Below are 17,026 nucleotides of genomic sequence, written 5' to 3' on the forward strand. Positions count from 1 at the left end.
GTGAAGCCTACCATCCGCCCATTCAGAAATTTTTGGGCGCAAGCTCGCTATAGAAAAAGGCAGGCAACACATGTGCGGCATCGTCGGCGCGAGTTCTCATCGCAACATCGTTCCCATCCTCGTCCAGGGTCTGCAGCGGCTTGAGTACCGTGGCTACGACTCCTGCGGCGTGGCCGTGCATTCGGGCGAACTCGCCCGCACACGCACCACTTCGCGTGTGGCCGACCTGCTCAGCCAAGTGGAGAGCGACCACGTCGAGGGCCTGACCGGCATCGCTCACACGCGCTGGGCGACGCATGGCGCGCCGGCGGTCCACAACGCGCATCCGCATTTCAGCCACGGCCTGGGCGAGGCGGTGGACGGCAGCAGCAACAAGCCGGCTCGCGTGGCCATCGTCCACAACGGCATCATCGAAAACCACGAAGCGCTTCGCGATGCACTCGCTGCGCGCGGCTATGTGTTCTCGAGCCAGACCGATACCGAGGTCATCGCGCACTTGATCGACAGCCACTACGACGGCGACCTGTTCGAGGCGGTGAAGGCCACCGTGCGGCAGTTGCAGGGCGCCTATGCGATCGCTGCCATCTGCCGCGACGAACCGCATCGGGTGGTCGGCGCGCGTGCCGGGTCGCCGCTGATTCTCGGCGTGGGCACCAACGGCGAAGAAAACTTCCTGGCCAGCGATGCGATGGCACTGGCCGGCGTGACCGATCAGATCGTCTACCTGGAAGAGGGCGACGTGGTCGACTTGCAGCCGGGCAAGTACTGGATCGTCGATCGCGCGCACAAGAACGTGACCCGCACCGTGCGCACCGTGCAGGCGCACAGCGGTGCCGCGGAACTGGGCCCCTACCGCCACTACATGCAGAAAGAAATCTTCGAGCAACCGCGCGCCATCGGCGACACGCTCGAAGGCGTCGAAAGCGTGGTGCCCGAGTTGTTCGACGGCGTTGGCGCCGACGGCAAGACCGCGGCCAGCGCGCACCGGGTCTTCAAGGACATCGACCAGGTCCTGATCCTGGCTTGCGGCACGAGCTACTACAGCGGCTGCGCCGCGAAGTACTGGCTGGAAGGCATTGCCAAAGTGCCTACGCAAGTGGAGATCGCCAGCGAATACCGCTACCGCGACTCGGTGCCCAACCCGAGGACGCTGGTGGTCACCATCTCCCAATCTGGCGAGACGGCCGACACGCTGGCGGCCCTGAAGCACGCCCGCTCGCTGGGAATGGAACAGACCTTGACGATCTGCAACGTGGCCACCAGCGCGATGGTCCGCGAATGCAAGCTGGCCTACATCACCCGGGCCGGCGTCGAGATCGGCGTGGCATCGACCAAGGCCTTCACCACGCAACTGGCGGGGCTGTTCCTGCTCACCTTGGCGCTGGCGCAATCGAAGGGCCGCCTGAGCGAGGAATCAGAAGCGCAATACCTCAAGCAGATGCGCCACCTGCCGGTTGCCTTGCAGTCCGTGCTGGCGCTGGAGCCACAGATCATCAGTTGGGCCGAGGACTTTGCTCGCAAGGAAAACGCGTTGTTCCTGGGCCGCGGCCTGCACTATCCGATCGCGATGGAAGGTGCGCTCAAGCTCAAGGAAGTGACCTACATCCATGCCGAGGCCTACGCCGCCGGCGAGCTCAAGCACGGCCCGTTGGCGCTGGTCACGAGCGAGATGCCGGTCGTGACCGTCGCGCCAAACGACGCCTTGCTGGAAAAGCTCAAGAGCAATCTGCAGGAAGTGCGTGCGCGAGGCGGCGTGCTCTATGTGCTGGCCGATGCCGATACGCGCATCGAGACGAGCGAGGGCATGCACGTGATTCGCATGCCTGAACATTACGGAGCGCTCAGCCCGCTACTGCATGTCGTGCCGCTGCAGTTGCTTGCTTATCACACGGCCTGCGCTCGCGGGACGGATGTGGACAAGCCGCGCAACCTGGCGAAGAGCGTCACGGTCGAGTAAGGGGCGGGGGCCGCTTTTTTTCCTTACCGGCCCGGCTAGGCTCGCGCAGTCGCCGCTTCGGTGGGCCGCATCACAGCTTGCGATGCTCCGCCATATCCGCGGGCGGCTTGCCCGTGACCGCTGCGGCCGCCATCTTGATGAGCTGCACCACCTTGCTGTCCTTGGCTTTCCAATATTCGGCAGCCTGGATGCGCACCTCCAGCAAAGCCAGGTTGGGATCGTCCACGCCGCCGGGGAACCATGCCTTCACGAGTGGGTTGAACAACTCGGTCTTCTTCGCTGAGTCTTCACTCACGGCAGCGACGCCGGAGATCGAGACGTAGTCGTCGTCATCCAGGTTGGCGTACGACACGTTCACGTTCGGATCGCTCGACAGGTGGCGCACGATGTCGCCATCTCTGGCCACGAAGAAGTAGAGCGTCGACTGCTGATCGGCCTCCTTGTTCTGTGTGGTGAGAGGTTGGCTGTGCAGGTGCCCGTCGCCGTGCCGATGCGTGAGCATCGCAAATTTCGCGCTGCGGATAAGTTTCCAGAGCTGGGTGTGTTCGTCTTTGGCCACGTCGTTTTCCCGTTGAAGTTGAGTACGGGCAAAGGCTAAGGAGTTGCAACGCCGGGCGATGTGGAACGCCGCGCCTTGTGCCTGTAGTCCGCAATCCAAAGCGACGTCGTCCCCGTCCGCCCACATCCCGCGGCGCTCAGTCGCGCGTGACATCGGGGCCGAAGGCGAACTGTGCAAAGCCCTTTACGTCTGCGTCATCCTTCAACTCCGCACACGTTGCGGGCAAAGACTCGCCGACGACCACGGCCGCCAGTGCCTTGTGTGGGCACAGGCCGAGGCAGCGCGTACGCGTCACACGCGTGCGCTCGGGCGCTTCCACGGCGCGTCGTCGCAGGTCCTTCACGACGCCCTTGCTGTCCAGCCGTTTCGGGCCGTCAGACCGTTCCTCGCAGTCGGTGCACACGGCGGCGATTCGCTTGAACTTGAAGGGTTGCAGATTCATGGGGTGCCCCGTTGTTGCGTTAGCCGGACCAGGTTTGAGCACGCGGGAGAGGCTGTCGGCGAGAATTCGTTCGCTCTCGGCCGCACCAGGCCTTCTTCAAAAATGGCACAAGATTCGCCCACCTCGGCCCCGGTCACGCTCCACGAACTCCGAACACGCCTGCGCGAGGCAGGTGCGGGACCGCTGCATGAACATCGCATCCTGCGTCTTTGGTCCAACGCTTTGCCGCGCGAGAGCGGAAGGCGCCTTCCTTCGACATTCTTTCCGGCGTCGCTGCTGGCAGCCATGCCAGACATCGAGGCACAGTTGGCGTCACTGGCGAGCATCCATACCGTCGAAAAGGCGGAAGATGGATCGGAGCGACTGCTGATTGCCTTGAATGACGGCCAGACGGTCGAAAGCGTGCTGCTGCCCCGTGGAGGACTTTGCGTTTCCTCGCAGGTTGGCTGCGCGGTGGGGTGTCGTTTCTGCATGACCGGTCGCGATGGCTTGCTGCGGCAGGTCGGCAGCGCCGAGATCGTCGCGCAGGTGGCTCTGGCCAGAGCACGGCGATCGGTTCGCAAGATCGTTTTCATGGGCATGGGAGAGCCAGCACACAACCTTGACAACGTGATCGAGGCAATCGAATTGCTCGGCACTGCAGGCGGCATCGGCCACAAGAATCTGGTGTTTTCCACGGTGGGAGATCCGCGAGTCTTCGACCGTCTATTGCAGGCAAGTGTGCGTCCAGCGCTGGCGGTTTCGCTGCACACGACCAAGATCGACCTGCGCGCCGAGTTGCTGCCCCGAGCTGCGAGGCTGACGCCTGAGCAGCTCGTAGATGCGGCCGAACGCTATGCGCGAACCACGGGCTACCCCATTCAATATCAATGGACGCTGTTGGATGGCGTGAATGACGGCAACGATGAGATCGAAGGCTTGGTGAGCCTGCTTTCCGGCAAATACGGCGTTCTCAATCTGATCCCGTTCAATGTTGTCGCTGACACACCCTACGGTCGACCATCTTGGGAGCGTTGCAGGCAAATGGCGGCGCAGCTTCATCGCCGCGGCATCTTGACCAAACTCAGAAATTCCGCCGGCCAGGATGTGGAGGGCGGATGCGGGCAGTTGCGAGCACGGGCCACGCAGGCCGGTGAACTGCCACTGCGCCGAGCCGCGAGAGGCCGGGCGATTTCGATCGCCACGGCCGCCTCTTAGAACGGCTGGCACACGCTTACTTCGGCGTGCTTCCCTGTTTCACCGGAGCGGCTGCCGGGTTCTTGGCATCGCGGGTCATGACGCGCTGGTCCGCGTTCATGGTGGCCTTGTCCGTCTTCATGCCGGTGGATTCCGCCGACTTGGGCATGTCGCCACCCGGTTGATTCACCGGCTTGTCGGCACGCTGGTCCTTGTGCATCTCCGCCGCTTGCTGCGACTTGCTATTGGCAACGCCAGGGCTGTGCGGCGGTGCGGCCGAGCCGGGCGGATTGGTCTGAGCGTGCACCGCGCCAGCTGCGAACATGCCGGCCACTGCAATGGAAAGAAGCTTGCGCATGAGAAATCTCCGTAAGTTGCTTTGAGGAGTTCATAGCATCCACGGGCCGATTCAACTTCCGCGTAGGAGCCGGCGCCTGCTGTGCGGTGCAAGAGGTCCCTCGGCACGTAGGCCATCCCGCGCACTGTCTGACGTCCGAAGGTCGAGCGCCCAACGAGGTCCACAGACCAACCTAAAGGCTCACAACGTCTGGGCCTATTGCGTTCACGCTGGCGTGTCGGTGCGACATTTGCGCCGCGTTCCACCACAAACCATGAGGAGCATGATGAGCAGAAGCAGCAAGAAGAAGACGATTGCCTTGGTCCTCGGCGCAAGCGCAGCGGCCCTTTTGGCGGCCTGTGCCTCGACACCGGCATCTGGCCCCATGAGCTTTTTCATCACCAGCGCGGGCAGCGGCAAGGGCGCCGATCTGGGCGGTCTGGCGGGCGCCGACGCGCAGTGCCAGAAACTGGCGACCGCGGCCGGCGCGGGCGGCAAGACCTGGCGTGCCTACCTCAGCGTGCCGCCCACCTTCCCGTCTGGCGGGTCCGCGGGCGTTCCGGCCATCAATGCGCGAGACCGCATTGGCAGCGGTCCTTGGTACAACGCCAAGGGCGACCTCATTGCACGCGACGTCGACCACCTGCACAACGGCAACAACATCAGCAAGGCCACCGCACTCGACGAAAGAGGCAATCCGGTTCGCGGCCGAGCCGACAAGCCCAATGAGCATGACATCCTGACAGGCTCTCGCGCCGACGGCACCGCGTTCGCGCCCCAGACCGATACGACCTGCGGGGCATGGACCAAGAGCGGGGCGGACGGGTCGGCCGTGGTGGGTCACCACGATCGAGAAGGGCCGATGCCCGAGGCATGGGCGAAGTCTTGGAACTTCTCGCACCAGAGCGCCGGCTGCAGTCAGGAAGCCCTCATCAAGACGGGTGGGGCGGGGCGCTTCTACTGCTTCGCGGCCAGGTAGTCGCACCCGAGCGGGCGGTGTTCGCGGCTTGGTTTCCCTGCACCCGACAGGGCGCTCGATTGCAGGCACACTGCCGGTATGGATGCGCCCACCACACCGCTCGACACCGTCGCCGGCTTTGATTTTGACAACAGCTACGCCCGAGATCTACAGGGCTTCTATCTGCCCTGGAAGCCGGCGGCTGCACCTCAGCCCCGGCTGCTCTATCTGAACGAAGCGCTCGCCGCGGAGCTCGGTTTGGTTGTTTCGGCGTTGCGTGGCGAAGCCGGCGCGCAACTCTTTGCAGGCAATGCCTTGCCTCCCGGAGCACAACCCATCGCGCAAGCCTATGCCGGCCACCAGTTCGGCGGCTTCTCGCCGCAGTTGGGAGATGGCCGCGCCTTGCTGCTTGGTGAGTTGATCGATCGCCACGGGCAGCGGCGCGACATCGCCTTCAAGGGCTCCGGGCGCACGCCTTTCTCGCGCGGTGGCGACGGCAAGGCGGCCGTCGGTCCCATGCTGCGCGAGGTGCTGATCGGTGAGGCCATGCATGCGCTGGGCATTCCGACGACGCGTGCATTGGCAGTGGCCGCCACGGGCGATGCCGTTCAGCGCGAGCGCATGCTGCCCGGTGCGGTGCTCACCCGCGTTGCGGCCAGCCATCTGCGCGTGGGGACCTTCCAGTTCTTTGCGGCACGCGGCGAATGGGAGCGTTTGCGCCAATTGGCGGACTACACCTTGGCCCGTCATGATCCGCAACTGCTCGACACGCCCGACCGCTACCTCGGGATGCTTCGCGCCGTGGCCCGTCGCCAGGCGTCGCTCGTCGCGCAATGGATGAACGTGGGCTTCATCCACGGGGTGATGAATACCGACAACATGACGCTGTCTGGCGAGACCATCGACTACGGTCCTTGCGCATTCATGGAGGCATACGACCCGGCTGCCGTTTTCAGCAGCATCGACCAAGGCGGGCGCTACGCCTATGGCAACCAGCCGCTCATCGCGCGCTGGAACCTGGCACGGCTTGGCGAAACCCTGCTGCCGCTTCTGGCCACCGACACCGAAGACGAGGCCAGCGTGAAAGAGGCGGTCGCCCAGGTCACGGAGGTGATCGATGCCTTCCCGCAGTGGTTCGCCGCCGCGCACCTGGAGGGGCAGCGGGCCAAACTCGGCCTGACGGTTGTGGCGTCGCCCGAGCATGATGAAACCGACGCCGCGCTGGCGGCGGACTGGCTGGCGCTGCTGCACGCACAGGCGGTCGACTTCACCCTCGGCTGGCGCCGATTGGGCGATGCGGCCCGGGGCGACGAAGCGGCGTTGACCACGCTGTTCGCCGACCCCGAAGCGTTGCAGCCTTGGCTGGCACGGTGGCGGAACCGGTGCGCGCAGGACGATGTCGGCCGTGCGCCGGGCCAAAGCGGCCCCGATGCACGCGCCGAGCGAATGCGCGGGGTCAACCCGTGGATCATCGCCCGCAACGAGCGTGTCGAAGAGGCTCTGGCAGCGGCCAGCGACAAGGACGACCTGCAACCGTTCAACGATCTGCTGGAAGCCCTGCGCCACCCCTTCGACGAGGTGTCCGCCCGCTCTCGTTATGCCGAGGCGGCCCCGCCTTCGGTCACGGCCTGCTACCAGACTTTCTGCGGCACGTAGGCTGTCAGCCTTCCAGGCGCTCGTGGAATTCGCTGGCGCCCTGCTTCCAGTAGGCTGCCACGCGGGCGGACTCGCGCGGGATGCCATGGCCTTGCAGCACGATCTCGCGGGCCTGCGGCATCAGGCGCGCCTCTCCGGCGCACCACGCAAAGCCCTCGCTGGCGGGCAGCTTCAATGCGGCCAGGGCCGAGAGCCAGTCGGCGTCTGAATGAACCCATTGAAAGTGGCAGTCGGCCGCGCTGTTCATCTCGCGCACGTCGCTGGCGTCAGGCACCTGTACGAGCACGATCGCGCGGGTGCCGGCCGGCAACTCTTCCACCCGACGGTGGATGGCGGGCAGAGCGCTTGCATCGCCGGCGAGCAGGTGCCAGTGGTAGTCCGCCGGGATGATCATCGAGCCACGAGGACCTCCGATCACGGCCTGCACGCCGGGTTCGGCGCGCAGCGCCCATTGGCTTGCGGCGCCATGGCCATGCAGTGCAAATTCGATGGTCAGCTCGCAGGTCGAGCGGTCGAAGCGCCGTGGCGTGTAGTCCCGTCGGACCATGTCTTCGCCACCGTCGTCGAACATGAACTTGACGTGGTCATCGAAAGAGTCGGATACGAAGTCCGCCAGCGAATCGCCCGTGAAGGTCAGGGACAGAAAGCTGTCTCCGACCGCCTGCTTGCGCAGCAGACGGACGTCGCGGCGACGCAATTCGTGCCGAACGCGTTGCACGCGTCGGGCGGGTCTTGAGTCGGACGGTGAGGTGAGGGCCGCTGCGTCGGCGGCGAGATCTGCGGATGGGTTGCTTGACATGGATGATCGGAAAACTGATGTATGGTTGATAATGTCATCTATCATGCGACATACATTTGACAATGTCAACCAAAAAGGCCGTGGACCTGCCGATGATGTGCTGGAGGCCATTCATGCCGTGATGCATCGCGTGCGCGCCTTCCAGCACCGTGTGGTCGAGGACCTGCCCGGATCGCCCACTCCCATGGACGCCAAGGTGCTTGGCTTCTTTGCGCGAAACCCTGGCGCTACCCAAAGTGATCTGGCCACGCATTCCGGCCGCGACAAGGGTCAGCTGGCGCGCCTGGTGGGCGGGTTGCGCGAACGCGGGCTGTTGCAAGCGCAGGCCGACGCCAGCGACCGGCGCAACCTGCGGCTTGCGCTGACCGACGAAGGCAAGGCGCTGCACGAGAAGCTGCAGCGCCGGCGTCGCAAGCTCGCGCAAGTGGCGGCCGACGGCTTGGGCGAGGAAGAGAAGCAGCAGTTGCTGGCGCTGCTGACCCGGGTGCAGGAGAACCTCGACCGGGCCCGCGAAAGCTGATCCCGGCCAAGATACTTGTCCTTACGTAGGAGCGCACCGCGTCCTCGGTTTGCTCCCTTGCGGTTGTGTCCGGATTGAACGATAAACGGCCTGCCGCACCGGCCAAGTCCGTCATCCGAAGGTGGGCGGGAGGGGCGTGCTGCCAATAACGGCGGCATACGCACGCGGCTGTCTACATAACGTTCATCGCAGGAGAAGCCAGATGTATAAGAGAACATTCATTGCCCTTGGCGCAGCCTCGCTGCTCGCCTTGACCGCATGCACCACGACCACGAGCGCGGGCAAGGACGCCGATCCGGCCACCAAGCGCCAGAGCATCAACAGCTCCGTCGATGCGGCCATGTCCAAGCTGTATTCGCAGGTCCCGGGCTCGCGCGAAATGGTGGGCAAGGCCAAGGGTGTCCTGGTGTTCCCGTCGGTCCTGTCGGCAGGTCTGGGCATCGGTGGCTCCTACGGCGAGGGCGCGCTGCGGGTCGGCACGGCCACCAACGGCTACTACAGCACGGCTGCCGCATCGGTGGGCCTGCTCGCCGGCGCGGATTCCAAGGCCGTCTATGTGCTCTTCATGACGCAAGAAGCCCTGGACAAGTTCAGGAACAGCAAGGGATGGACGGCTGGCGCCGATGCCAATGTCACGCTGCTCAAGACCGGCGCCAACGTCGGTATCGATTCGCAGACCGCCCGTGCGCCGGTCGTGGGCTACGTGCTCAGCAACGCTGGCCTGATGGCCAATGTGAGCATCGACGGAACCAAGGTCACGAAGCTCGACCTGTAATCCTCAGGGCTTGTGCCCCTGTGGCCCGCCTCGCGGGCTGCAGTTGGGCCAGACCTTTGAAGCCGGACTCGCGACCGCCGCAAGTCCGGCTTTGTTGTTTTGCGCGCCGCCTGCTCAGACGCCGTCAACGAGCTTGCCGTCGCGTGCAATCACGCGGCCGGCGCGCATCACCCAGCGGCGCGGCGGATGCGCGGCCACGGCTTCGGCGGCGGTCTCGGCTTCGACGGCGACGATGTGTGCGGGCGCGCCGGGTTCCAGTTTTCCTGCGTCCAGAGCGAGCACGTCGGCAGCGCGCGAGGTGGCCATCTGCAATGTCAGTTCAAGCCCGGCGTCGTCGCGCAATCCGTTGACGTAGGCCACGAGAAACGCGCGTTCGAGCATGTCCCCGCTGTTCAATGGTGACCAGGCGTCGCGCACGCCATCGGAGCCGCAGAACACGCGCACGCCATGTTCCGCCAGCCGCCGCACTGGCGGCTTGGGTGTGTTGCCGCCAGGTCCGTGCGACATGATCGCGACGCCGGCCTTGACCAGCCGCTCCATCAGCGGATCGAGGCGCGCGGGTTCAAGCTCGCCCAGGCAGAAGGCATGGCTGATGATCACCCGTCCAGCCAGTCCCAGCGCCAAGGTGCGGTCGATGATGGCTTCGACGGCCGCCAGGCCGACCGGTCCGAGTTCATGCAGATGCAGATCCACGCCGCATCCGCGACGGCCGGCAATCTCGAAAACGCCGTCGAGTTGCGCGGTGGGATGGCCGTCGATGGTGGCTGGGTCGACGCCGCCGATGGCTTCGGCGCCGTCGCGCACGGCGTTGTCCAGCAGGTCCAGCGTATTCGTTCGTGGATCGACGCCGCCTTGCGGAAAGGCGACGAGTTGCAGATCGGCGATGCCCCGGCACCGCTCGCGCGTTTCCAGCACGCCGTGCAGGTGCGACAGCCCGACTTCGGGGCCGATGTCCACGTGGCTGCGCACGGCGGTCGTGCCGCGTGTGACCAGATGACGAAGCAAGCGTTCGCTCTGTGCCTGCGGCGCATGGTCCATGCCGGCCAGAAGCTTTCGTTCATTGGCGATGCGCTCGGCCACGGTCGGGCCGGCGCTGTGAGGCTGCCAGGGCTTGCCCCACAGCGTCTTGTCGAGATGACCGTGGCCGTCGACGAAGGCGGGCAGGAGCAGAAGCCCCGTGGCGTCCATCACCTGCGTGCCCGGCGGCACCGGCAAGCGCGAGCCGATGGCCCGGATGCAGCCCGCCTCCAGAAGAAGGTCCTGCGTGTGCGTGGTCGAATCGCCGATGCCGCGCCATACGCGGCCACCCTGGATCAATGTGGTGTGCATCCGCGCATTGTCCATACTGCTTTCAAGGCGCAATGCGTTCGTGGCACCATCGCCCTGACACAGCGCCAGGAGCCGACCCTGAAAGACCTTTCCGATTCCCCCGTGCTCGACGATGACATGGTCGTCATTCCCGGCGGCACGTTCCGCATGGGTTCCGATCATCACTACCCGGAAGAGAAGCCATCCCATCGCGTGAAGGTGGACGCGTTTCGCATGGATCGCACCTTGGTCACGAACGCGCAGTTCGCTGCCTTTGTCGAGGCCACCGGCCATGTCACCACGGCCGAAGTGGCGCCCGACGCCAAGGACTATCCGAATGCCTTGCCCGAGATGCTCGTGCCCAGCTCGATGGTGTTCGTGCCGCCGCGCTTTCGCGTGACGGACTGGCGCGACGTTTCGCAGTGGTGGCAGTTCATCCGCGACGCAGACTGGCGCCGTCCCTACGGGCCGGGCAGCAGCATCGAGGGCAAGGATCACCATCCGGTGGTGCATGTGTCGCATGCTGACGCGCTGGCCTATGCCCGCTGGGTGGGCAAGGAGCTGCCGACCGAAGCCGAATGGGAGTTCGCCGCGCGTGGCGGCATGCAGGACGACTGGGAGTTCGCCTGGGGCGAGCAACTCATTCCGCAGGGGCGCCGCATGGCGAACACCTGGCACGGCGAGTTCCCCAACAAGAATCAGAAGCCCGACGGCTGGGATCGCACCTCGCCCGTCGGCAGCTACCCGCCCAACGCCTACGGCCTGGTCGACATGATCGGCAATGTGTGGGAGTGGACGGACGACTGGTGGACGGCGCGCCACGAGGCCGATGCCGCCAAACCCTGCTGCATTCCGCTCAATCCGCGCGGCGGGCAGGAGAAGGCCAGCTACGACCCCAACATGCCGGACATCCTGATCCCGCGCAAGGTGCTCAAGGGTGGGTCGCACCTGTGCGCGCCCAACTACTGCCGCCGCTACCGCCCGGCGGCACGTCACGCCCATCCGGTGGACACCTCGACCACGCACATCGGCTTCCGGTGCGTGCGGCGCGACGTGGCGCCTGCCGCATCGCAATGACCGCCGATCCGGGCCGCGCCTGAGCCGAGCGCGCGGGCGGGTGCCGGATGGAGCCGCCTATCCGGCCGTGTGCGGATGGCGCACCGCGTCGTACAGCGTGCGTGCCAGGTCGCGATGTCGCTGCAGCAGAGGCGGCAACGCCACGTCCACCAGTTCGCCGCCGCGCACGCGCACCTGGCCGTTGATGACCGACAGGGCTGCCTGGCCCGGCTGGCAAAACACCAGCGCCGCCACCGGGTCGTGCCAGGCACCGGCATGGCTCACACCGCGCAGATCGAAGGCCGCCATGTCGGCCGCCATCCCTGGCGCCAGAGCGCCGATGTCGTCGCGGCCCAAGACCTTGGCGCCGCCGATCGTGGCGATCTCCAGCGCCTCGCGCGCAGTCATGGCCGCCGGGCCGTGGCCCACACGAGCGAGCAACATTGCCTGGCGAGCTTCGCCCAGCATGTGCGCACCGTCGTTGCTGGCGCTGCCGTCGACGCCCAGTCCCACCGGCACGCCAGCGCGCCGCATGGCGCCGATCGGGGCAATGCCCGACGCCAGTCGCATGTTGCTGCAGGGGCAATGAGCCACCCCCGTTCCGGTGCGCCCGAAGAGCGCGATGCCCGCATCGTCCAGCTTCACGCAGTGCGCGTGCCACACGTCGTGCCCCACCCAACCCAGGTCCTGCGCATACTCGGCAGGTGTCATCGCGAACTTCTCGCGCGAATAGGCGATGTCGTTGTCATTCTCGGCCAGGTGCGTGTGCAGCGACACGCCCTTGTCGCGCGCAAGCACGGCCGACTCGCGCATGAGGTCGCGCGACACCGAGAAGGGCGAGCAGGGCGCCAGCACCACGCGCTGCATGGCGAATCGACCCGGGTTGTGCCAGCGCGCGATCAGGCGCTCGCTGTCGGCGAGGATGTCGGCCTCGCTTTCGACCACCTCGTCAGGCGGCAGGCCGCCGCTGCTGCGCCCCACGCTCATGCTTCCGCGCGCAGCGTGGAAGCGCATGCCCATGGCGCTGGCGGCCTCGATCGAATCGTCGAGGCGGCTGCCGTTGGGGAACAGGTAGAGGTGATCGCTGGTGGTGGTGCAGCCCGACAGCATCAACTCGGCCATGGCCGTCTGAGTGGACACGCGGATCATCTCCGGCGTCAGCCGCGCCCACAGCAGGTACAGGTTGGTCAGCCAGCCGAACAGCTCCGCATCCTGCGCCTCGGGCACCACCCGCGTCAGGCTTTGGTACATGTGGTGGTGCGTGTTGACAAGGCCTGGCATCAGCACATGGCCGTGCAGGTCGATGACCTCGGCGCGCCCTGCCTTCAGCGCATCGAGATACGTGACGGGCAGGTCGGCGGTGGCGCCCGCCCAGGCGACCGCCGGCCCCTGCACGACGACGGCGCCGTCCGGGATCTCGCGGCGTTGCTCGTCCATCGTGACCAGCACTTCGGCGTGTCGCAGAATGAGCAACTTCTGTGCGTCAGTCGGTGGAGTGGGGGAGGCGCTGGCTGAGGTCATGGCGTGCTGGAGCTTGAGTCAAGCACCGATGCTACCGACATGGCAGGCATCCGGCCCGGCCGGGCATGGCTTTAGGCGTACATCGTCTTGGCGGTTACGTGTGCAGATCCTAGGTAAGAAAATAGGATTCATGCAGATCTCAGCGCTCACCCCTTCCGCCGGGCAACAGGCCGGGCAGGTTCAAGGTCAAGGCCAGGAACGCAGCCCTGCCAAACGGGCTTCGTTCGTCCGGCCGCGTGGGCGCGTCGCGGAAGAGCAGGCCATTCCCGACGGCCCGCCGCTGCAGCGCCTCACCAGTTCGGAGTTGCGCGAAATCAGTGCCCAGTGGCGCGCATTGGCCCAGCGCGGCGACGAAGCCGCCGAACGCGTGGCATTGGCGCTCGAATGGGTCGCCGCTCAGCGCGCGCGCAAGGAGCCGACGCGGGCCAAAGTGCTGGCCGAGCGCATCTCCCAGTGGATGGGGCTGTAGGGCGCCCGAGGGCCTACAGGCCGATCAATGCGCCACCTGACGGCGCGGCTCAGGCACGCTGCGGGGAGCGACGTCGATCCAGCAAGCAAAGATGGGGTGGCCGTCGATGATCAGTGGAGGCGCTGCGCGGTGCGCCCGGAAGCCCTCGCGTCGAAGCAGGCGCTCGATGCCCAGGGGCGAGACGGTGATCAAACGCTTGGCGCCATTGGCAGCCGCCAGCTCGATCGACTTTTCCAGCAGCCCCACGGCCACCGGCGACGAGAACTGGCCCATCGCGCCGCCGTTGGGTGCGGTGAAGTCCACGGCCGCGAAGCGCGAGAGCTCCCAGACTTCGGGGTCGTTCGGCGGTGTGGCGCCGCCCATCAACTGGGGAAACACGTCCCCGAGCAGGTAGTTGCTCGTCGTCGGCAAGAGGCGCGCCGTGCCGATGACTTCCTGCTGCTCATCGCGCGCCGCCAGATACAGCGTGCCCGCGTGGTCGAACTGGTCACGCTCCAGGCCGGGAGGCGTATCCAGCTCCCAGCCGAGCATTTCGACGAACACCTTGTAGCGGTAGCGCTCGACGCTTTCAAGAAGTTGGGCAGAGAGTTCGTGTGGTCGTCCGGCAAGTACTTCCATGGCATTGGGTCCCGTGTTGTATCGGGACATTTCAGCCCTCCGCCGGTGCCGCGGAAACTATCAGTTCTTGTAGGTCGCCGCGGGAGGCTGGGTGCCGAAGGCGGCGCCCAGCGCCACTTCCTGCCAGTCGATGCCGTCGATGTATTGCGCCAGGGCCTCCAGACTGTCGTCCCAGGGTAAGGGCACACTGGTCTCGGAAACCAAGAGGATGTTGGTTCTCGGCAATCCGAGCCGTACGACGCCACTTCTGCCGGGCAGACCGCGCCAAGCCCAGTCCCACCCGATGCTGAGCATGGGCGCTGCGGGGCTCACCCACTCTGTATATCCACACAGCACCGTTGCGCCTTCGCAACGATCATTGGCGGCGGCAGGCTCGTCGTCGAGGCTTGAAATGAGGTGGGTGAGTGGAATGCGCCCCAATTCTCGGGCGTGCATCCTCAAGTAACCGTCGGATTGAACTACATTCATCGGGTGACTTTCGTGCATTGATTGTTTACACAAAGTTGTGCGCAGAGGTGGATTGGAATCGCCGGACTCGGTCGTAGGCTGCTCTCAAAGTTGTCAAACGTGTCGAATTGCTCAATTGGGATGAACTTCGTCGTAGGCCCATCAACGTTGAGGAAGACGCATTGATATCTTTCTGTCAGTCAGGTAACACAATCCCAGTAAATTGATGTTTGACCCTGAATCGTGAACTGCTCGGGCGACCTTCCTTCCCTGTGCCCGTGCCGGCCGAATCGGCACGACGTAGCGGAGACTGGCGCCGAGCCTGTCCGCCATGCAGCCATCGTCTGAAAACCTGCTCAGAGCCCTCGATCGCGCGCCGACGGAAGACGTCGTCTTCGACGCCTTGCTGGCCGAGGCGCGTCGGCTTGGCTTCGAGCATTGCGCCTATGGGTTGCGGCTGGTCGTGCCGGTGTCGGCGCCGAAGGTCATCACGCTGAACAACTACCCCGTCGACTGGCAGGCGCGCTATCAGGCCGCCGGCTACCTGGAGGTCGACCCGAGCGTGCGCCATGGCCGGCTGAGCCAGGAGCCCCTGGTCTGGACGGATGGCGTTTTCGAATCCGCCCGCAACCTTTGGGACGAGGCCCGTGATCACGGCCTTCGCGTCGGCTGGGCGCAATCGAGCCTGGACGGCTTCGGCGTGGGCGGAATGCTCACGCTGTCGCGCTCGTCGCAGCCGTTGACCGCCGTTGAGCTGGCCAGCATCGAAAGCGACATGCGCTGGCTGGTCCAGGCAGCGCACATGGCGCTGTCGCGCCTGATGAAGCCGCGCTACGCCGTGGAACTCGAATCGCCGCTGACGCCGCGCGAAATCGAGGTGCTCAAATGGACCGCCGACGGCAAGACCGCTGCGGACATCGGCGACATCCTGTCGATCTCGGTGCCGACGGTGAACTTTCACATCAAGAACGTCGTTCACAAATTGAAGGCCGCCAACAAGACGGCGGCAGTGGTGCGGGCCCTGCTTTCCGGGCTGCTCAACTGAGGTTCGTGGCCGTTCGAGGCGCTTTTCTTGCGCTCGGCAAAGGGCCAGGCCCGAAGCTTGCCTTGCCTTTCCGTGTTGCGGACCTATCAACTTTGTGAGCTGTCTAAAGTGCCGGCCTCGGGTCCAATGGGCACATGGGAATACAGGAACTTCTGAGCGGTGCCGAAATTCGCGTGCATCTGGCACCCGGGGCGTTGATCGCATGCGAAGTGCAGCGCAGTTGGGGCCGCTCGAAGGTTTCCCGAAAAGCGAGCTTCCAGTTCTTCCCCGGCGAGCGCGCCACGGCGATGTCGTCGCTGCGTGACTGGATCCAGGACGCACCGACCAAGGCTTCCCTGGTTTGGATCGTCGGCCCGACCGAAGCGCAGTACTTCGTCCTGCCATGGTCGCCGGCCTGGGTCGACCCGGCCAGCCGGGACGCCTACACCCGCGCCCGCTACGAAGAGCTCTACAAGACCGATTCGAGCACCGTTTCCTTTTCCTTCGCGGACCCCTCTCCGGACGGTGGCCAGCTGGTGTCGTGCATTTCCTCGGAACTCCACTGCGAACTTGCCGAATTCGCCAGCGAATGCGGTTGCGAACTGGGTGCGATCAAGCCGTCGGTGGCCGCCGTGTGGAAGCGATTTCAGAACGTCCTGAAGGGCGAGGACGGCACGCTGTGCGTGGTCGAAGGCGATCACCAACTGTGGGTTCGGCACGATCGCACCCGCATCCGGGAGGTTGTGGTGCGCCGGCGCAGCGCCCAGCAATCGATGGACGCCGCGCTCAAGGGGATGAAGGGTGTAGTGCGTCGGTTTGCCAACACGGTCGATCGCAGCGCTTTGCCTGGCGGATCTGCGGTTGACCTGCGCCTTCCTTCCAAGAATGGCTTCGACGATAGCCGCGGCGATGCGGCCTACGCCGTAGCCCTGTGCGGCGCGCTTTAGGCTAAAGCCCGAGCCCTCGGAGCAATTCTGCCGGCACGCTGTCCGGTGAATGCATGAGGTAGTGGCGGACTTGGGGCTCGTGGTCGAACAGCTTGGGACGATCGTTCGGATCGATGGTGGGGGCCAACGGCTCCTGGCCGGTGAACGCCTTGATACTGGCCATGTCGTCCCAGACAGACATCACGACCACCTCGGTCGTGCCATCGTCCAGATCCCTGAAGACGGCAGCTGCGCGCGTGTTGCCCGGCTGGGCGCGAAGTTCCGGAAGCTTGGTTGCCTCGAGGTGAAGCCTGCATTCTTCACGAAGCTCGCTGTGAATCCAGAAAGTCCAGGTACGAAGTATGGGGCTCATCCGTAGGGCATGGGCAGCGTGTCGGGCACTGCCGATGCCATGTTAACCCGCACTCGCGCCGGCCCGCACACGAACCCGGATGGCTTTGTGCGCCGAAGTTGGCAC

Annotated in this window: 19 protein-coding genes; 10 read left to right on the top strand and 9 right to left on the bottom strand. The window is 65.3% G+C overall.

Features of this window, described 5'->3' with window-relative positions; translation table 11 throughout:
* Nucleotides 1-70: 70 nt before the first annotated feature.
* A complete protein-coding gene (gene glmS / locus QTH91_RS01955) occupies nucleotides 71-1,957 on the top strand; it encodes a glutamine--fructose-6-phosphate transaminase (isomerizing) (RefSeq protein WP_286658355.1) in 1,887 nt (628 codons plus the stop codon).
* A gap of 70 nt (nucleotides 1,958-2,027) precedes the next feature.
* On the opposite strand, the gene QTH91_RS01960 is transcribed toward glmS, so the two are convergent.
* Entirely contained in the window at nucleotides 2,028-2,669 is a 642-nt protein-coding gene (locus tag QTH91_RS01960) for a pyridoxamine 5'-phosphate oxidase family protein (RefSeq protein WP_368389451.1), read from the bottom strand.
* Nucleotides 2,653-2,958 carry a hypothetical protein gene (locus QTH91_RS01965; protein ID WP_286658356.1) on the bottom strand — a complete coding sequence of 102 codons (306 nt, stop codon included), beginning with the start codon at nucleotides 2,956-2,958 and terminating at the stop codon, nucleotides 2,653-2,655. The genes QTH91_RS01960 and QTH91_RS01965 overlap by 17 nt, the downstream gene beginning before the upstream one ends.
* Before the next feature lie 102 nt (nucleotides 2,959-3,060).
* Here QTH91_RS01965 and QTH91_RS01970 point away from each other — a divergent pair, with 102 nt between their 5' ends.
* Nucleotides 3,061-4,155 carry an RNA methyltransferase gene (locus QTH91_RS01970; protein WP_286658357.1) on the top strand — a complete coding sequence of 365 codons (1,095 nt, stop codon included), beginning with the start codon at nucleotides 3,061-3,063 and terminating at the stop codon, nucleotides 4,153-4,155.
* Nucleotides 4,156-4,171: 16 nt separating this feature from the next.
* Here the strand turns inward: QTH91_RS01970 and QTH91_RS01975 are convergent, their stop codons facing one another.
* On the bottom strand, nucleotides 4,172-4,492 hold the full coding sequence (locus QTH91_RS01975) for a hypothetical protein (RefSeq protein WP_286658358.1): 321 nt from the start codon (nucleotides 4,490-4,492) through the stop codon (nucleotides 4,172-4,174).
* Between the two features lie 265 nt (nucleotides 4,493-4,757).
* Between QTH91_RS01975 and QTH91_RS01980 the strand changes: the two genes are divergently transcribed.
* Together QTH91_RS01980 and QTH91_RS01985 are read left to right on the top strand one after the other, a co-directional pair.
* Nucleotides 4,758-5,450 carry a hypothetical protein gene (locus QTH91_RS01980; RefSeq protein WP_286658359.1) on the top strand — a complete coding sequence of 231 codons (693 nt, stop codon included), beginning with the start codon at nucleotides 4,758-4,760 and terminating at the stop codon, nucleotides 5,448-5,450.
* Between the two features lie 78 nt (nucleotides 5,451-5,528).
* Nucleotides 5,529-7,085 (top strand): protein adenylyltransferase SelO, encoded by a 1,557-nt coding sequence (locus QTH91_RS01985; RefSeq protein ID WP_286658360.1) that lies wholly within the window; start codon nucleotides 5,529-5,531, stop codon nucleotides 7,083-7,085.
* A 4-nt stretch (nucleotides 7,086-7,089) separates the two neighbouring features.
* Here the strand turns inward: QTH91_RS01985 and QTH91_RS01990 are convergent, their stop codons facing one another.
* Nucleotides 7,090-7,803 carry a siderophore-interacting protein gene (locus QTH91_RS01990; protein ID WP_286658361.1) on the bottom strand — a complete coding sequence of 238 codons (714 nt, stop codon included), beginning with the start codon at nucleotides 7,801-7,803 and terminating at the stop codon, nucleotides 7,090-7,092.
* 79 nt (nucleotides 7,804-7,882) lie between these two features.
* Here QTH91_RS01990 and QTH91_RS01995 point away from each other — a divergent pair, with 79 nt between their 5' ends.
* Together QTH91_RS01995 and QTH91_RS02000 are read left to right on the top strand one after the other, a co-directional pair.
* Nucleotides 7,883-8,404, top strand: a complete 522-nt coding sequence (locus QTH91_RS01995) for a MarR family winged helix-turn-helix transcriptional regulator (protein WP_286658362.1) — start codon at nucleotides 7,883-7,885, stop codon at nucleotides 8,402-8,404.
* 202 nt (nucleotides 8,405-8,606) lie between these two features.
* Complete coding sequence (locus QTH91_RS02000) at nucleotides 8,607-9,179, top strand: BPSL1445 family SYLF domain-containing lipoprotein (RefSeq protein WP_286658363.1); 573 nt, start codon at nucleotides 8,607-8,609, stop codon at nucleotides 9,177-9,179.
* A gap of 114 nt (nucleotides 9,180-9,293) precedes the next feature.
* Here QTH91_RS02000 and QTH91_RS02005 read toward each other — a convergent pair whose 3' ends face one another.
* Nucleotides 9,294-10,508, bottom strand: coding sequence for an amidohydrolase (locus tag QTH91_RS02005; protein WP_286658364.1), 1,215 nt, complete (start codon nucleotides 10,506-10,508; stop codon nucleotides 9,294-9,296).
* Here QTH91_RS02005 and QTH91_RS02010 point away from each other — a divergent pair.
* Nucleotides 10,503-11,564, top strand: a complete 1,062-nt coding sequence (locus QTH91_RS02010; protein ID WP_286658365.1) for a formylglycine-generating enzyme family protein — start codon at nucleotides 10,503-10,505, stop codon at nucleotides 11,562-11,564. The two genes, QTH91_RS02005 and QTH91_RS02010, sit on opposite strands and share 6 nt — an antisense overlap.
* Nucleotides 11,565-11,621: 57 nt before the next feature.
* Here the strand turns inward: QTH91_RS02010 and QTH91_RS02015 are convergent, their stop codons facing one another.
* A complete protein-coding gene (locus QTH91_RS02015; RefSeq protein WP_286658366.1) occupies nucleotides 11,622-13,064 on the bottom strand; it encodes an 8-oxoguanine deaminase in 1,443 nt (480 codons plus the stop codon).
* 130 nt (nucleotides 13,065-13,194) lie between these two features.
* On the opposite strand from QTH91_RS02015, the gene QTH91_RS02020 reads away from it, so the two are divergent.
* The gene (locus tag QTH91_RS02020) at nucleotides 13,195-13,533 is read left to right on the top strand and encodes a hypothetical protein (RefSeq protein WP_286658367.1); all 339 of its coding nucleotides are present in this window, start codon (nucleotides 13,195-13,197) and stop codon (nucleotides 13,531-13,533) included.
* A 24-nt stretch (nucleotides 13,534-13,557) separates the two neighbouring features.
* On the opposite strand, the gene QTH91_RS02025 is transcribed toward QTH91_RS02020, so the two are convergent.
* Nucleotides 13,558-14,181, bottom strand: a complete 624-nt coding sequence (locus QTH91_RS02025; RefSeq protein ID WP_286658368.1) for an acyl-homoserine-lactone synthase — start codon at nucleotides 14,179-14,181, stop codon at nucleotides 13,558-13,560.
* Nucleotides 14,182-14,211: 30 nt separating this feature from the next.
* On the bottom strand, nucleotides 14,212-14,637 hold the full coding sequence (locus QTH91_RS02030; RefSeq protein WP_368389452.1) for a DUF4902 domain-containing protein: 426 nt from the start codon (nucleotides 14,635-14,637) through the stop codon (nucleotides 14,212-14,214).
* 292 nt (nucleotides 14,638-14,929) lie between these two features.
* On the opposite strand from QTH91_RS02030, the gene QTH91_RS02035 reads away from it, so the two are divergent.
* Both QTH91_RS02035 and QTH91_RS02040 read left to right on the top strand, forming a co-directional pair.
* Nucleotides 14,930-15,643, top strand: a complete 714-nt coding sequence (locus QTH91_RS02035; RefSeq protein WP_286658370.1) for an autoinducer binding domain-containing protein — start codon at nucleotides 14,930-14,932, stop codon at nucleotides 15,641-15,643.
* A gap of 134 nt (nucleotides 15,644-15,777) precedes the next feature.
* Complete coding sequence (locus tag QTH91_RS02040; RefSeq protein ID WP_286658371.1) at nucleotides 15,778-16,569, top strand: hypothetical protein; 792 nt, start codon at nucleotides 15,778-15,780, stop codon at nucleotides 16,567-16,569.
* Nucleotide 16,570: 1 nt separating this feature from the next.
* Here the strand turns inward: QTH91_RS02040 and QTH91_RS02045 are convergent, their stop codons facing one another.
* Nucleotides 16,571-16,921, bottom strand: a complete 351-nt coding sequence (locus QTH91_RS02045) for a putative quinol monooxygenase (protein ID WP_286658372.1) — start codon at nucleotides 16,919-16,921, stop codon at nucleotides 16,571-16,573.
* Between the last annotated feature and the right edge of the window lie 105 nt (nucleotides 16,922-17,026).

The sequence above is a fragment of the Variovorax dokdonensis genome, from assembly GCF_030316895.1.
GTDB lineage: Bacteria > Pseudomonadota > Gammaproteobacteria > Burkholderiales > Burkholderiaceae_C > Variovorax > Variovorax dokdonensis.

Bases quoted from the DNA above. Each gene is read 5' to 3' on its own strand.
- glmS (WP_286658355.1), top strand. From the start codon at position 71: ATGTGCGGCATCGTCGGCGCGAGTTCTCATCGCAACATCGTTCCCATC.
- QTH91_RS01960 (WP_368389451.1), bottom strand. From the start codon at position 2,669: ATGTCACGCGCGACTGAGCGCCGCGGGATGTGGGCGGACGGGGACGAC.
- QTH91_RS01965 (WP_286658356.1), bottom strand. From the start codon at position 2,958: ATGAATCTGCAACCCTTCAAGTTCAAGCGAATCGCCGCCGTGTGCACC.
- QTH91_RS01970 (WP_286658357.1), top strand. From the start codon at position 3,061: ATGGCACAAGATTCGCCCACCTCGGCCCCGGTCACGCTCCACGAACTC.
- QTH91_RS01975 (WP_286658358.1), bottom strand. From the start codon at position 4,492: ATGCGCAAGCTTCTTTCCATTGCAGTGGCCGGCATGTTCGCAGCTGGC.
- QTH91_RS01980 (WP_286658359.1), top strand. From the start codon at position 4,758: ATGAGCAGAAGCAGCAAGAAGAAGACGATTGCCTTGGTCCTCGGCGCA.
- QTH91_RS01985 (WP_286658360.1), top strand. From the start codon at position 5,529: ATGGATGCGCCCACCACACCGCTCGACACCGTCGCCGGCTTTGATTTT.
- QTH91_RS01995 (WP_286658362.1), top strand. From the start codon at position 7,883: ATGGATGATCGGAAAACTGATGTATGGTTGATAATGTCATCTATCATG.
- QTH91_RS02000 (WP_286658363.1), top strand. From the start codon at position 8,607: ATGTATAAGAGAACATTCATTGCCCTTGGCGCAGCCTCGCTGCTCGCC.
- QTH91_RS02005 (WP_286658364.1), bottom strand. From the start codon at position 10,508: ATGCACACCACATTGATCCAGGGTGGCCGCGTATGGCGCGGCATCGGC.
- QTH91_RS02015 (WP_286658366.1), bottom strand. From the start codon at position 13,064: ATGACCTCAGCCAGCGCCTCCCCCACTCCACCGACTGACGCACAGAAG.
- QTH91_RS02020 (WP_286658367.1), top strand. From the start codon at position 13,195: ATGCAGATCTCAGCGCTCACCCCTTCCGCCGGGCAACAGGCCGGGCAG.
- QTH91_RS02025 (WP_286658368.1), bottom strand. From the start codon at position 14,181: ATGTCCCGATACAACACGGGACCCAATGCCATGGAAGTACTTGCCGGA.
- QTH91_RS02030 (WP_368389452.1), bottom strand. From the start codon at position 14,637: ATGCACGAAAGTCACCCGATGAATGTAGTTCAATCCGACGGTTACTTG.
- QTH91_RS02035 (WP_286658370.1), top strand. From the start codon at position 14,930: ATGCAGCCATCGTCTGAAAACCTGCTCAGAGCCCTCGATCGCGCGCCG.
- QTH91_RS02040 (WP_286658371.1), top strand. From the start codon at position 15,778: ATGGGAATACAGGAACTTCTGAGCGGTGCCGAAATTCGCGTGCATCTG.
- QTH91_RS02045 (WP_286658372.1), bottom strand. From the start codon at position 16,921: ATGAGCCCCATACTTCGTACCTGGACTTTCTGGATTCACAGCGAGCTT.